General features: G+C 63.8%; 14 protein-coding genes and 1 tRNA gene. 11 read left to right on the top strand and 4 right to left on the bottom strand.

The window, feature by feature from the left end:
* Nucleotides 1-356: 356 nt before the first annotated feature.
* Nucleotides 357-644 (bottom strand): hypothetical protein, encoded by a 288-nt coding sequence (locus ABQZ00_RS20490; RefSeq protein ID WP_323538912.1) that lies wholly within the window; start codon nucleotides 642-644, stop codon nucleotides 357-359.
* A 399-nt stretch (nucleotides 645-1,043) separates the two neighbouring features.
* On the opposite strand from ABQZ00_RS20490, the gene ABQZ00_RS20495 reads away from it, so the two are divergent.
* The 4 genes from ABQZ00_RS20495 (at nucleotide 1,044) to ABQZ00_RS20510 (ending at nucleotide 4,885) form a co-directional block, all read left to right on the top strand.
* Nucleotides 1,044-1,110, top strand: a tRNA-Arg gene (locus ABQZ00_RS20495).
* Between the two features lie 354 nt (nucleotides 1,111-1,464).
* Complete coding sequence (locus ABQZ00_RS20500) at nucleotides 1,465-2,586, top strand: slipin family protein (RefSeq protein WP_323538913.1); 1,122 nt, start codon at nucleotides 1,465-1,467, stop codon at nucleotides 2,584-2,586.
* Between the two features lie 57 nt (nucleotides 2,587-2,643).
* Nucleotides 2,644-3,867: an RtcB family protein gene (locus tag ABQZ00_RS20505; RefSeq protein ID WP_055850204.1), complete on the top strand. Its 1,224-nt coding sequence runs from the start codon at nucleotides 2,644-2,646 to the stop codon at nucleotides 3,865-3,867.
* Between the two features lie 217 nt (nucleotides 3,868-4,084).
* Nucleotides 4,085-4,885: a hypothetical protein gene (locus ABQZ00_RS20510; protein WP_323538914.1), complete on the top strand. Its 801-nt coding sequence runs from the start codon at nucleotides 4,085-4,087 to the stop codon at nucleotides 4,883-4,885.
* A 235-nt stretch (nucleotides 4,886-5,120) separates the two neighbouring features.
* Here the strand turns inward: ABQZ00_RS20510 and ABQZ00_RS20515 are convergent, their stop codons facing one another.
* The 3 genes from ABQZ00_RS20515 to ABQZ00_RS20525 form a co-directional block, all read right to left on the bottom strand.
* Nucleotides 5,121-5,984 (bottom strand): alpha/beta hydrolase family protein, encoded by an 864-nt coding sequence (locus ABQZ00_RS20515; RefSeq protein ID WP_055847320.1) that lies wholly within the window; start codon nucleotides 5,982-5,984, stop codon nucleotides 5,121-5,123.
* Nucleotides 5,984-7,090 (bottom strand): DUF3182 family protein, encoded by a 1,107-nt coding sequence (locus ABQZ00_RS20520; protein WP_323538915.1) that lies wholly within the window; start codon nucleotides 7,088-7,090, stop codon nucleotides 5,984-5,986. The genes ABQZ00_RS20515 and ABQZ00_RS20520 overlap by 1 nt, the downstream gene beginning before the upstream one ends.
* 88 nt (nucleotides 7,091-7,178) lie before the next feature.
* Entirely contained in the window at nucleotides 7,179-7,343 is a 165-nt protein-coding gene (locus ABQZ00_RS20525; protein WP_323538916.1) for a hypothetical protein, read from the bottom strand.
* A gap of 409 nt (nucleotides 7,344-7,752) precedes the next feature.
* On the opposite strand from ABQZ00_RS20525, the gene ABQZ00_RS20530 reads away from it, so the two are divergent.
* The 7 genes from ABQZ00_RS20530 to ABQZ00_RS20560 all read left to right on the top strand — a co-directional run bounded on the left by ABQZ00_RS20530 (nucleotide 7,753) and on the right by ABQZ00_RS20560 (nucleotide 12,773).
* Nucleotides 7,753-8,034 carry a hypothetical protein gene (locus ABQZ00_RS20530; protein ID WP_003486531.1) on the top strand — a complete coding sequence of 94 codons (282 nt, stop codon included), beginning with the start codon at nucleotides 7,753-7,755 and terminating at the stop codon, nucleotides 8,032-8,034.
* Nucleotides 8,035-8,078: 44 nt separating this feature from the next.
* Nucleotides 8,079-8,345: a hypothetical protein gene (locus ABQZ00_RS20535; RefSeq protein ID WP_055847314.1), complete on the top strand. Its 267-nt coding sequence runs from the start codon at nucleotides 8,079-8,081 to the stop codon at nucleotides 8,343-8,345.
* A 76-nt stretch (nucleotides 8,346-8,421) separates the two neighbouring features.
* Complete coding sequence (locus ABQZ00_RS20540; RefSeq protein WP_323538917.1) at nucleotides 8,422-9,015, top strand: DUF4142 domain-containing protein; 594 nt, start codon at nucleotides 8,422-8,424, stop codon at nucleotides 9,013-9,015.
* A gap of 273 nt (nucleotides 9,016-9,288) precedes the next feature.
* A complete protein-coding gene (locus ABQZ00_RS20545) occupies nucleotides 9,289-10,176 on the top strand; it encodes a TIGR01777 family oxidoreductase (RefSeq protein WP_323538918.1) in 888 nt (295 codons plus the stop codon).
* A 147-nt stretch (nucleotides 10,177-10,323) separates the two neighbouring features.
* On the top strand, nucleotides 10,324-10,989 hold the full coding sequence (locus ABQZ00_RS20550; RefSeq protein ID WP_055847304.1) for a response regulator transcription factor: 666 nt from the start codon (nucleotides 10,324-10,326) through the stop codon (nucleotides 10,987-10,989).
* Nucleotides 10,986-12,176, top strand: coding sequence for an ATP-binding protein (locus ABQZ00_RS20555; protein ID WP_323538919.1), 1,191 nt, complete (start codon nucleotides 10,986-10,988; stop codon nucleotides 12,174-12,176). The genes ABQZ00_RS20550 and ABQZ00_RS20555 overlap by 4 nt, the downstream gene beginning before the upstream one ends.
* A 306-nt stretch (nucleotides 12,177-12,482) precedes the next feature.
* Entirely contained in the window at nucleotides 12,483-12,773 is a 291-nt protein-coding gene (locus tag ABQZ00_RS20560; protein WP_115563434.1) for a hypothetical protein, read from the top strand.
* Nucleotides 12,774-12,787 lie beyond the last annotated feature (14 nt).

Here is a 12,787-nt window from a genome sequence, read left to right on the forward strand (position 1 = left end):
CACGCCGCTTGACGCACCAATCGCGTTCATCTGGCGCTGAGCTCCGTCGTTTTACTCGCCGCGCACACTTGGTACGGCAGCCTGCTGCCGGCGCCCAGGTTGCGCCTTTCGTAGTGAATGACCGGACGCGCTGTTGTGCGCGGCAGGCGCGCGACTGGCACGAGGTCGGCAGCGGCAACTGCCTTACATCATGGTTGCGACCGCACATTCCCAGACGCCACTAACCGCGCACCATCGGCCACGAGTGCAACTGCATGCCCGACCGCATCCGTGTAATGGGATACCCCTTGTCTGCACAACCGCACATCGACAGTCCCTGCGCAACGTGTGTCGATCATTATCCAATCGACCCGGCATTATCCATCGCGGATCTGCCCTTTCAATCGCCACATTCCTAACGCCCGAAGAAAAACATAATCAATTATTTTCATAAAGTGCTTGCATATCCAAAAACCTGCAGGTAATGTTCGCGCCCTACGCAGCACTGCCTGCACCCGGACCTGACCTACGCTCATGCACACCAGCCATTTCATCGAACGCAATCGACTGCCCGGCGCGCTTCGCGCGGCATCGTTTGCGTGCACGGCCAAACAGGACGTGCGCACCATCATCGGCTGATGTCCTGATTCAAGGAGATCGGTCACCCGATCTCCGAGGCACGCGAACGCCCTCGGATGCTGCATCCGGGGGCGTTTTTCGTTGTGCGTTCGTCGTGAACCTGTGGATGACCGCAGTTGAAACCCGGGCACGGACTGCCCGACAACAGGGATGTTGGATTGCCACGAGGCGCGATAGCGCTGTGCCCAGGTTTCGGGCACGGGTGGTGTGTGGTCATGCACCAACTGAATGACCGTTTGAATAAAACGGCCATCGGAAACAGTGCGAAAGATCGTCAGCGGACTGGAGTTTATTCCAGCTGGTGCGCGCGGCTGTGCCGTGGCGTATACCGATCATCTTTCTGGTGTTTCTCGTTTTGGGTATTGGCTCGTGGTCGAGCGGCGGCACTATCGGCAGGCGCGGTTCAATTCCGCATTACCCACCACTGGATAGCTCAGAGGGTAGAGCAACAGATTTCTAATCTGTCTGTCGCGGGTTCGACTCCCGCTCCAAGCAATGACCTTTCCGGTCATCTCGGGGACGCAAGTCCCTTTACGGAAACGCCCATGCTGCGTGCATTCAAGCAATGCATCGCGTGAATGCACACAGCAGCGGCGACGTCGCCGGGCACTTGCCCTGGACACGTCACCCTGCGCACAGCCCTGCCTTCGCAAACCATCGCGCAGCTGCGGCAACGCATCGGCAGGCGCCAACAGCGCAGCGTGCCCCGCACGGCCGCCGTCACCGGCGTTTCCACCTTCCAACGCCGCGTTGCATCGGCACACGTTTGGCCATCAGTCCGATCCGGGCGGCAAAACGGCAATACCTACGGATCGGACCACCAGAGCCAACCCAAGGAGAAGTGTCATGTTCTGGACCAAGAGGGTCGTGATCGGCGACGGCGAGCGCGGCCTGGTGTATCGGAATCGTCGGTTCGAGCGCGTGCTCGTGCCCGGTGTCTACCGCCTGTTCGACCCGCTGAGCCGTAGCGAAGTCAGCGTGCACCACATTCACAGTGGCGACGAGGTCGGCCGCGATGCCGACATGCTGATCGACACGCTGGGCGCCGCATTGCCGCAGCACTTCGTGCTGGCGGACATCGGCACCGCGCAAGTGGGCCTGCTGATCCGCAACGGCAAGCTCGACCAGGTCCTGGCACCGGGCACCCGCGCGCTGTATTGGCGCGGCGGCGCCACCGTCGAGGTGCAGAGCTTGCCGTTGGGCGACGGCCTGCAGGTGCCGGGCGATGTGCAGCGGCGCCTGCGTCAGCTCGGCACCGTGTCGCGCGTGGCCGTGTGCATGGACGTGCCCGCCGAGTCGCAAGGGCTGGTGTTCGTCGACGGCAGGCTGATGGCACCCTTCGGCCCCGGTGCGTACGCGTTCTGGAATTTCCAAAAGAACGTGGCCACCGAGGTGATCGACCTGCGTGTGCAATCGGTGGAGGTCTCCGGCCAGGAATTGCTGACGCGCGACAAGGTGTCGTTGCGGGTCAATCTGGCAGCGAGCATGCGCGTCACCGATGCGGTGGCAATGCGGACGCGTGTGGCCAAGGCGGGCGACTATCTGTACCGGGAATTGCAGTACGGGTTGCGCCGCGCGGTTGCGGCCAAGACGCTGGACGAATTGCTGGGCGACAAGGCATCGCTGGACGCGGATATCTTCGGCTACGTGCGTGGCAGCGTGGGCGGTTTCGGCATCGACGTGCTCGGCGTTGGGGTCAAGGACGTGATCCTGCCCGGTGAGATGCGCGAGATCCTCAATGCGGTCGTGCAGGCGGAAAAGCAGGCGCAAGCCAATGTGATCCGCAGGCGCGAGGAGGCCAATGCCACCCGCTCGCTGCTCAACACCGCCAAGCTGATCGAAGACAGCCCGGTGCTGATGCGATTGAAGGAGCTGGAGGCGCTGGAAAAGGTCACCGAAAAGATCGACAAGCTCACCGTGTTCGGCGGCCTGGATGGCGTGCTGAAGCAGTTGGTGACGCTCAGATAATCAAGCGGGTGTGCGGCGAAAGGATTGGCCGTACACCCGCGCAAAGGAATGAACAGCATGAGTACTTCACAACATTTCGAATGGCTGCATGCCGAAGGCAGCACCACCCCGATCAAGGGCTGGGTGCGCGGCGTGCCGCTGGAAGAACAGGCGCATGCGCAGTTGCGCAATATCGCCGCCGTCCCGTTCGTCGGGCCGTGGGTGGCGGTGATGCCCGACGTGCACCTGGGCAAGGGCGCAACCGTGGGCTCGGTGATCCCGACCCGCGGCGCCATCATCCCGGCCGCGGTTGGCGTGGATATCGGCTGCGGCATGGCGGCGGTGCGCACCACCCTGCGTGCCAGCGACCTGCCGGACAACCTGGCGCAACTGCGCTCCAGCATCGAGCGTAGCGTGCCGGTCGGCAACGGCCGTGGCGGCGAGCATCGCAACCTGCCCGACAGCATCGACACGCGGATCGCGCAGTCGGGGCTGGTGCAGCGCCTGGAAGCGATCAAGCAGCAGCACAAGCGCATCCGCACCGACAAGCTGGCGTGCCAGATCGGCACGCTGGGCGGCGGCAACCACTTCATCGAACTCTGTCTGGACGAGACCGACGCGGTGTGGGTGATGTTGCACAGCGGCTCGCGTGGCACCGGCAACCTGATCGGCACCTACTTCATCGAGCGGGCGCGTGAGCAACTGGCACACCGCGTGTTGGGCTTTCATCTGCCCGACAAGGACCTGGCCTTCTTCATGCAGGGCGAGCCGTTGTTCGATGAGTACGTGGAAGCGGTGTCGTGGGCACAGGATTACGCACGCGAGAATCGTGAAGCGATGATGGCGCGGGTGTTGGCGGAGATGCGTCACCGCCTGCCGAAGTTCCAGCTGGAGAAGCTAGCGGTCAACTGCCACCACAACTATGTCCAGAAGGAGACGCACCATGGCGAGGAATTGCTGATCACCCGTAAGGGCGCGGTGAGCGCACGTACCGGCGAGCTGGGCATCATTCCCGGCAGCATGGGCACGCGCAGCTACATCGTGCGCGGGTTGGGCAACGCAGAGAGCTTCCATAGCTGCAGCCACGGTGCGGGACGGGTGATGAGCCGAACCGCAGCGCGTGCACAGATCACTCTGGCTCAGCACCGCGAGGCGACTGCGCATGTGGAATGCCGCAAGGATGCGGCGGTGATCGACGAATCGCCAGCGGCATACAAGTCGATCGAGGCGGTGATGGCAGCGCAGCAAGATCTTGTCGAGGTGCTGCACACGCTGCGCCAGGTGGTGTGCATCAAGGGATAACCGAGGGCCGCAGTCGTGGCCCTCTTGCGTCATGTTTTTAGCGATGTCGCGGTTGCAAGCTGTCTGCGACCTCATCCGCAAATGCGAATGCACAGTTCAGTCATGTCGCGATGGCACTCACATCAAAGCACAAGCGTTTCACTCTTGCGCCGCCATGGTTGCGCCACGTTCGCGGCCTGTCTTCGCAGGCTGCATCCATCAGGTAACCGGAGGCGGCATGAGCAATCTCGACAAGCAGGAACGCAAAGCAGACGCACAGGATTTGAACCGCGACCCGATCTCCGGTGCCCCGGGCTCGCATCCGGTTGGTGTGGGTGTGGGCGGCATCGCTGGCGGTGCGGCGGCAGGCGCACTGGCAGGCACGGTGTTTGGTCCGCTGGGCACGTTAATCGGCGCGGCTGCCGGCGTCGTAGCAGGCGCAGCTGCCGGCAAGGGCGTGGCCGAGCGCCTCGACCCGACCGTAGAAACCGAATACTGGCGCCAGGAGCACCAAAACCGCCCGTACTACAAAGAAGGCACCGACTACGACCGCGACTACGCCACCGTGTATGGCTTCGGCCTGCAGGCACGCGAGACGCGCCCCACCAGCACCTGGGAAGAAACCGAAGCCACGTTGGCGGGCGAGTGGCCGCGTCATCGTGGCGAATCGCGCCTGGAATGGGATGACGCACGTCTGGCCGCACGCGACGCGTGGGATCGCGCCGATCGCACCCACACCGTGTATCGCGATGGCGACACGCATTATGCCGGCCGTTTCGACAGCGCCAGCTACCGCGACAACGAGTACTCGTATGATGACTATCGTCCCGCTTACCGCTATGGCATGCAGGCGCGTCAACAGCATGCCGGCCGCCAGTGGGACGACCATCTGGAACGCGACCTGGGCGATGGCTGGGACCGCTTCAAGGCCGACTCGCGTTTGACCTGGGAAAAAGCCAAGCACGCTGTGCGTGAGGCATTCGATTCGGACCAGCATGGCGATGCGGCACGTCGCAACCCGACCGATCCACGCGTGTAATCCGTAGCTCGTTTAGACCGTGGCGCATTGGCCGCGCTAAACGCCGGTGATCCGCAGTTGACCAGACGGGCCCGCGAGGGCCCGTTTGTTTGTGTGGGTTGCGGCGGGCCATAACCTGCAGCGCCTTCGTAGCCTCTTGCGGCATCACGACGCCTTGCGCGTTCCGCATGGTCGGGATGGCCGCGCAACATGCTGCACCACGTGTGCCTGCACGGCGACGCAAACGCGCGGCTGATCAACCGGACGTGTTTTCCACCGCCCGGATATCGCCGCGAAACGCTAGCGCGTCCTGCCCCGTTGACGCTGCGTCGCCCTGCTGCTTGAGCAGTTGCTTGCGTGCAGCCACCACTTCCTTGGCCAGGGCAATCCGGCGGCCCACTACCATTTCGGTCAACCAATCGATCAGCGCGCGGGTGTATTCCTGCTGATGCTCCTTGACGCTCAACGCATGGTCGGCGCCGGCAATCACGCGCGCGGTCAGCGAACGCGCATTGACGAAGGCATCGGCATAGTTGCGCAGCACCGGATGCGGCACGATGACGTCGTTCTCGGCTTCGACCAGCAATACATCGCCGGTATACGCAGCGCAGGCCGCCAGCGCGATGTTGTCGTCGGGTGTCAGGGCACGTTGGCGGTACGCGGTCAGATCCGGATCGGCATTGAGGCTGACCTTGGGCTGGTCCCAATGCGCGTCCTTGTACAGCGCGGGCGAGCGCAACGCCAGCCACTCCACCGGGCGCTCGCGCGTCAGCAGCGCCGACAGGTAGCCGCCATAACTCAGGCCGACCACGGCGATCGACTGTTGATCCACATACGGAAGCCCCGCCAGCTGATCGTAGGCGGCGATGATGTCCTGCAGGTTCTGCGCGCGGGTCACGGTCTGCCGCATCGAGGCATGGCCTTCGTGACCGCGTAGATCGAAGGTCAGGCAGATGCAGCCCAGGCCCACCGCCTCGCGCGCGCGCACCAGGCTGTGATGCTGGCTACCGCCCCAGCCATGGACGAACAGCACCGCAGGAATGCCGGTGGGCGTGAGCAAGGTACCGCTGAGCGCGTCGTGATCGACCGCAATGTCGATGCTGGAAAGTTTGGCTTCCATCAGTCGGTTGAGACCCTTCGATATTTATAGCGCGGACCGGCGCCGGGCTGGGTTGCACGGTAATACACCTGCGCATCGGCCGGTGGTTCGCCCTCGTAGAGTTCGTGCGTGGATGCGTGCACCCAGTGCAGGCCGGCCTGCTGCTGGAAACAGGCGATCGCCGCCAGCTCGGCCGGCGTCGCACCACCAATCCGCCAGGATTGCTCCAGCACGCCGCAGACCGGCATGGCATGCGCATCTTCGCCACTGACCACATCGTAATTGCGCCGCGAAATGTGCAGGCCGGCAATGGCATTCGTGATGTAGCGATCGTAGCGGCATGCCTGTTCCACAACGCGCCGCTGCAACGGCGGCAATGCAGTGGCCAGCAGCGCTTCCAGCGAGCCGCGATGCACGTGCAGCGACGATCCACCGTAGACCTCATCGCCTTGTGCATTGCGCACGCTGCATTGCGTGCCGTAATACGCGATCTGGATTCCTGCCACGCACAATTCGCCTACGCTATGCGTCAGCGGCTGCAGGATATTGCGCTCGAGCACAGCGCCATGGGTGCGCAGGTAATCCGCTGGCAGACTGTCCAGCGCCCGCACCAATTCGGCGGTGTCGGCAACGCGCCATTGCCCACTCCCACCCACGCCGGTGGGCAGTTTCAGCCGCACCCCGCCGTCGGCCAGCAACAGGTCCAGCGCATGCAGCGCATCGTCCCGAGAAAACACCGTATAGCCAGGCAAGGTGGCCGACACCAGCGCGGTCGCCAGCGCCTGATTCCAGCCATCGATTCGCGCTGCCGTCTCGCTGATCAATGGATGGCCGATGACCTTGGTAGCGATAAACGCGTGCGGCACAATGCCGCCCAGCAAGCCGCCCGCATCGTGAATTCCCAATGCGCGGGCCTGTTCGGTGGTCAAGGTATCGTCGGGCACGTGCAAGGTGCGGTGCCCGATACCCTCATCGATCATCGCAACATCGGACAGACCGCCATCATGTGCGCCCAGCAGGCGTGCAATTTCGCTGCACACCCAGGCATGCGTGGCGCGCTCGTGTCCATCGGCAGACACCATGCGCGTGGTGTATCCACGCACCCACTCATATGACGGATCTACCATCACATCCCCTTGCGGCAAAGCCGCATCCCGGCGCCAGCCTCGTTGCAGCCGAGGGGCGCAGTGCGATGTTGCAGGTACGCGTCTGCGCTTATTTCAAGGCCAGGTAGAGGCCTACCACGATCAGCACCACCACGATCAAACTGATGGCCATTCGCCCACCGCGCAGTTCCAATAAGGCATGCCACCACACGCGCGCTTCTGGTGTACCACTGGCATGGCGCGACTTCCCACGACTGCTTTCACTCTCCTGCATCCTGTCTGCTCTCTCCATTACGTCATCGCCTACCTTACGGATCAGACGTTACACAGGTGTGGAGCGGTTCAGAATCTTCCGTAAAATGCGGCACCGCACGCCTGTTTTTGCACCAAAAGCAGGCGCATTGAACGCGCCATTACGGTAGCAACTGACACAGTGCGCATCGCTGCGCTGCCGCCAACCAATTGTGTGTGGCCGATCAGCGCGCAACGCTGGCGTCTTGGCAAGCGGCATACATCGCACCGATGCCTGTGCATGCAACGCGTGTAGAGAGGCGAAAACAAGCTGACCAATTAAGCGTCGCTCGTTGAAATCGCAGGCAATGGTTGCGTTCGATGATCATTCGTTGACATACCCGCAGTTACTCTGCACGTCAAGTTTGTTTAATCCCGGAACGCCCCAAGTCATGAGCAGAGACCCATCCGTCATCGATGTACAAGCCGAAATCGCGCATTGGCAGGCGCGGCACGCCCAAGGAAATCTGGGCGCAGGCAAGTTCAGCGAATTGTCACCGGTGGTGAAAATGGCCTGCGATATTTATCTGCAGGCACCGCGTTCAAGCGATCAGGAACGTCTGCGTTTGTTTCGCGACCGTCTTGAGCATCACTTCATTTCATCCAGTACGCAGTCCAACTACGAACAGTTGGCAACCGACTGCTGGCAGCGCCTGGGCGCGCGCAACAGTTGAGCACGCACGTAATACGCAAGACCCGTTATTCATTGGAGATCGTCATGAAAACCCCGTATCAAGTGCAGCAGGAGCTGGAACGATTGGAGCGGTTGGTACCGCACATCATCAGCGACCAAGGCGACCGCGCGGAGGAAATCCTTGGCTTCCATGTGGCCAGCCTGTTGGGCAGCGCGCCTATCAGCGAACACGCCATGATTCGCGAGCGCACGACGCGCATGGCGCGGCAATGCCGCACCGCGCAGGACGCAATCCGCACACCGATCAGACCCCTGGGCATGACACCGCTCGCCCAGCCGCAGTGGGCCTGACCAACGCACTACCGGAGCCGCGCAGCGGCTCCTTTACATTTTATCGTCGGCACTGCCGACTCAGCCCGAGACATTCATGAAATCCACTTCTGTTGCTGCATCGTTGCTGGCCATGCTGACCCTTACCGCCTGCGATCGCCCCGGCGGCGATACCTCGCGCACTGCACCGGCAGTGTCGCCGGAACCCACCGCCGCGCCGGTGAGCGGGAGCGGGGCCACCGAACTGGCCAAGGGCGATGGCGGCGCGCTGGGCGTGCTGGCTGCGATCGATGAGAACGAGATTGCGCTGGCCAAGCAGGCCATCGAGCAAGACCTGGGCGGCGCCACCGGCGAATTCGCCCAGCAGATGTTGCACGACCACGAAGCCAACCTCGAGAAGACCAAAGCGCTGGGCGCCAAGGACAGCCCGCGTGCGGACGCGCTGCACGCCAAGGGCAAAGCCGCCGTAGAAGCATTGTCCAAGACGTTGACCCTGCCGGACGGCAAGGATGCGTATCGCAACGCCTTCATGCGCACCATGGTCATCGACCATGGCGACACCATCAAGATCATCGATTCCGAACTACTGCCCGCCGCAGAAAGCGCACCGGTCAAGCAGCACCTGGAAGAGACCCGTCGTGTGGTGTCGGCGCACTTCGAACGTGCCCACGCGGTATCGTCGTCGAGGTAAGCGCACCGCCCTTGCACCCTGCAACGCGCCGGCCTGTCCGGCGCGTTTGCGTTTGGCGACGCAGCAGTGCATCGAGCGCGCTGCTGCGTCGCCTTGCTCGACACGCCAGCCGCGACTGCAGACGCCCGCATCCACGCCACCGTCCCGATCCAGCTGCACCAAGACATCGGCCACAGCATCGGCAAGATTCCCAGCGCTCCGCGTGCCAGCTTCACTTCGCTTCGGTCTGCCCTGGCCTATGGTGCCGCATCGACTCGGCCCCAGGAACCTCCCATGCGCTTGCTCATCACCGGCGGCACCGGCTTCATCGGCCAGGCTTTGTGCCCCGCGCTGCTGCACGCCGGCCATCAGGTCAGCGTGCTGACGCGCGACACCCGTCGCGCCAGCCGCACCCTGCCCGGCGTGACCGCTGTCGACACGCTGGACGGGGTGCAGGCCGAGGCCGTCATCAACCTGGCCGGCGAACCGCTGGCCGCCGGCCGCTGGACCGATGCGCGCAAGCAACGCTTTCGCGAGTCGCGGCTGGGCATCACCCGTCAACTGCACGACTGGATGGCACAGCAGGCACCCGAGCAGCGGCCGTCAGTGCTGATCTCCGGTTCGGCGGTGGGCTATTACGGCGAGCGCGGCGACACGGTGTTGACCGAAGCAGATGCCGCGGGCGACGACTTTTCGGCGGTGCTGTGCCGCGACTGGGAAGCCGAAGCCGCCCGCATCGGCACGCTCGGCCCTCGCGTGAGCTGGGTGCGTACCGGCATCGTGCTGGACCGCGATGGCGGTGCGCTGGCACGCATGCTGCCGGCGTTTCAGCTGGGCGGCGGCGGGCCGTTTGGCAATGGCCGGCACTGGATGAGCTGGATCCACCGTGCCGACATGGTGGCGCTGCTGGCCTGGCTGCTGCAGCACGGCCAGCCCGGCGCCTACAACGCCACCGCGCCCAACCCGGTCAGCAATGCCGAGTTCGCGCGCACCCTGGCCAAGGTGCTGCACCGCCCGGCGCTGCTGGCGCTGCCGGCCGGGCTGCTGCGGCTGGGCTTCGGCGAAATGGCCGACCTGCTTCTGATCAGCCAGCGCGTGCTGCCGCAGCGCGCGCTCGACGCCGGATTCCGCTTCCAGTACCCGCAACTGGAGCCGGCGCTGCGCGCGATCCTGCAGCGCTGAGCTAACCGCCAGCCCAAGCGCCCCAGGCGTGCCGGCCGCTCATCGGGTACGCAACCGCGCCGGATGGGGCATGCACTAATATTTCCCTAACGCGCATCTTCGACAGTGCTGCGGATCTCGGATTGCCCGATACCCGGCGGACCCTATATGCACCTGCTCCTTGTCGAAGACGACACCATGTTGGCCAATGCCATCTGCGACGGCGTACGCCAGCAGAGCTGGACCATCGACCATGTCGGCAGCGCCAACGCGGCCAAGACCGCACTGGTGGATCACCGCTACACCGCGGTGCTGCTGGATATCGGCCTGCCCGGCGAATCCGGGCTGACGGTGATCCGCTTCATGCGCAGCCACTACGACGCCACCCCGGTGATTGCCTTGACCGCGCGCGGCCAGCTCACCGACCGCATCCGCGGGCTGGATGCCGGCGCCGACGATTACCTGGTCAAGCCCTTCCAGTTCGACGAGCTGATGGCGCGGCTGCGCGCGATCACCCGCCGCAGCCAGGGCCGGGTGGTGCCGGTGCTCAACCAGGGCGATGTCTGCGTGGATCCGAGCAGCCGCAAGGTCACCCGTGCCGGTACCTGGGTAGCGTTGAGCGCGCATGAATATCGCTTGCTGCTGGCATTGATGGAACGTGCCGGACGCGTGGTCACCAAGGATCAGCTGGAAGAAGGCGTGTATGGCGGCCCGTCGGAAGGCGGCAGCAACATGATTGCGGTGTATGTGCATCAGTTGCGGCGCAAACTGGGCGACCAGCTGATTTCCACCGTCTACGGCCAGGGCTATATGGTCGGCAAGGCGCCCGAATGAAATCCTTGCAGGCGCGCATGCTGGCGGCGCTGACCGCCATCGTTCTGCTGAGCTGGTCGACGTCGCTATGGATTCTGATTGCGCTGGTCACCCAGGGCCATCACAGCGTGGTCGAGCAGGAACTCAATCTGCTCGGCGACCGCTTGGTCAGCACCTTGCCCGATGCGCTGCAGCACCACTTCGATACACCCGCAACGGCATCCAACGACGCGGACATCGACACCCCGCTCGGCAATGCGTCCTCGCGCATGAGCTTCAAGCAGACCCTGCTTGCGATGGTGCTCAACACCCTGCAGCTGGGCATTCTTGGCCTGTTGGTGTGGTGGGCGGTGCGTACCTCGCTGCGACCGTTACGCAGCATTTCGTGCGCCATCGCACAGCGCACCGGGCTTGAAACCGAACCGGTGCCGCTGGATCAGGTACCCGATGAAATCCGCCCACTGATCGCTTCCTTCAACACCCTGTTGGAACGTGTCGAAAAAGCGGTGCAGGCCGAGCGCGACTTCGTAGCCGATGCCGCACACGAGTTGCGCACGCCACTGTCGGCGCTGCACGCCTATGCAGAAGTCGCCCTGCGTGCGCCCACACTGGAGGCCAAGGACGCCGCGCTGCGTCAGCTGCTGGAGACCGCGCGCCGCAGCAACCGCCTGGCCGAGCAGTTGCTGGATCTGGCACGACTGGATGCCGGCATCAGTTCGGCTGCCTATCACCAAGTGGAGATGGGCGAATTGATTTCGCATGTACTGGACGAATTCAGCGTGCAGGCCGACGCGCGCCAGATCAATCTGCATGTGGAGGCATCGCCGTGTCTGGTGCGTTGCGATGTGGATGCGGTGGGCATCCTGATCCGCAATCTGGTCGACAACGCCATCCGCTACGGGCGCAGTTGCGGCACGGTGGAAGTCAGTTGCGGCTACTGCCTGCGTGCCGATGTGCTGCACCCGTTCGTGCAGGTGAGCGACGACGGCCCGGGTGTGCCGGAGTCCGCACATGCGTCCATTTTCGAGCGCTTTTATCGTGTGCCGGGCAGCGAAGTACAGGGCAGCGGGATCGGGCTGTCGTTGGTGGCTGGCATTGCGCGCCTGCATGGCGCGACGATCGAAACCTGCGAAGGCAACGAAGGACGCGGCCTGTGTGTCCGCACGGTGTTTGCCGGCGATGGCGCGCCGACGGCCAAGAGCAGCTGAAACAACCTGGCAGGCGGCCATCGCGCGAGTGTGGGCGGCGTATCGAAAGCGGGATGGACGCTTGGTCCTTGCCGATTCCGTGCGCGAGATGATCGGGATCGAGCCAGCAAAACAGCACTGGCGGACGCAGCACACAACGCCATCGCCGGTTGTAGATCACCGCGCCCATCTGGTGGGCGCGCACTGGTTTTGGTGATCGCGCCAGAAGGTCAGGCGCGATGGCAGCGGCGTCCTGTTCGCGTCCAATAACTTTCTAAACCTGCCTGCCTAGCCTGCACTCACCGCACGCATCCAGGATGCATGGTGATGATTCGCTCGACCCGCTCCACCCCACGCGCTCCAACCGTGCTGTCGCAATTGGCCATGCAAACCGCAGCCAATGACAGCGTGATCGCGTCTACCACTGCGTTGGTCCCGGCGACGGAATTTCGCTGCGGCCGCACCGGCACGCGCAACCGCGACATCTGGTGCGCGTTGCCGGATATCCGCAGCGCGCGCCAGATACGCCGTCTGCAACGTCGAGCCACACGCAGCGTGTTGTTCACTTCCGCGGGCGCGGCCTTTGCACTGGCGCTGCTGCGTTGTCTGCTGCATTGAGCATGCGCGCACGT

Source organism: Xanthomonas sp. WHRI 10204 (genome assembly GCF_040202875.1).
Lineage (GTDB): Bacteria > Pseudomonadota > Gammaproteobacteria > Xanthomonadales > Xanthomonadaceae > Xanthomonas.

Bases quoted from the DNA above. Each gene is read 5' to 3' on its own strand.
- ABQZ00_RS20500 (WP_323538913.1), top strand. From the start codon at position 1,465: ATGTTCTGGACCAAGAGGGTCGTGATCGGCGACGGCGAGCGCGGCCTG.
- ABQZ00_RS20505 (WP_055850204.1), top strand. From the start codon at position 2,644: ATGAGTACTTCACAACATTTCGAATGGCTGCATGCCGAAGGCAGCACC.
- ABQZ00_RS20510 (WP_323538914.1), top strand. From the start codon at position 4,085: ATGAGCAATCTCGACAAGCAGGAACGCAAAGCAGACGCACAGGATTTG.
- ABQZ00_RS20515 (WP_055847320.1), bottom strand. From the start codon at position 5,984: ATGGAAGCCAAACTTTCCAGCATCGACATTGCGGTCGATCACGACGCG.
- ABQZ00_RS20520 (WP_323538915.1), bottom strand. From the start codon at position 7,090: ATGGTAGATCCGTCATATGAGTGGGTGCGTGGATACACCACGCGCATG.
- ABQZ00_RS20525 (WP_323538916.1), bottom strand. From the start codon at position 7,343: ATGCAGGAGAGTGAAAGCAGTCGTGGGAAGTCGCGCCATGCCAGTGGT.
- ABQZ00_RS20530 (WP_003486531.1), top strand. From the start codon at position 7,753: ATGAGCAGAGACCCATCCGTCATCGATGTACAAGCCGAAATCGCGCAT.
- ABQZ00_RS20535 (WP_055847314.1), top strand. From the start codon at position 8,079: ATGAAAACCCCGTATCAAGTGCAGCAGGAGCTGGAACGATTGGAGCGG.
- ABQZ00_RS20540 (WP_323538917.1), top strand. From the start codon at position 8,422: ATGAAATCCACTTCTGTTGCTGCATCGTTGCTGGCCATGCTGACCCTT.
- ABQZ00_RS20545 (WP_323538918.1), top strand. From the start codon at position 9,289: ATGCGCTTGCTCATCACCGGCGGCACCGGCTTCATCGGCCAGGCTTTG.
- ABQZ00_RS20550 (WP_055847304.1), top strand. From the start codon at position 10,324: ATGCACCTGCTCCTTGTCGAAGACGACACCATGTTGGCCAATGCCATC.
- ABQZ00_RS20555 (WP_323538919.1), top strand. From the start codon at position 10,986: ATGAAATCCTTGCAGGCGCGCATGCTGGCGGCGCTGACCGCCATCGTT.
- ABQZ00_RS20560 (WP_115563434.1), top strand. From the start codon at position 12,483: ATGATTCGCTCGACCCGCTCCACCCCACGCGCTCCAACCGTGCTGTCG.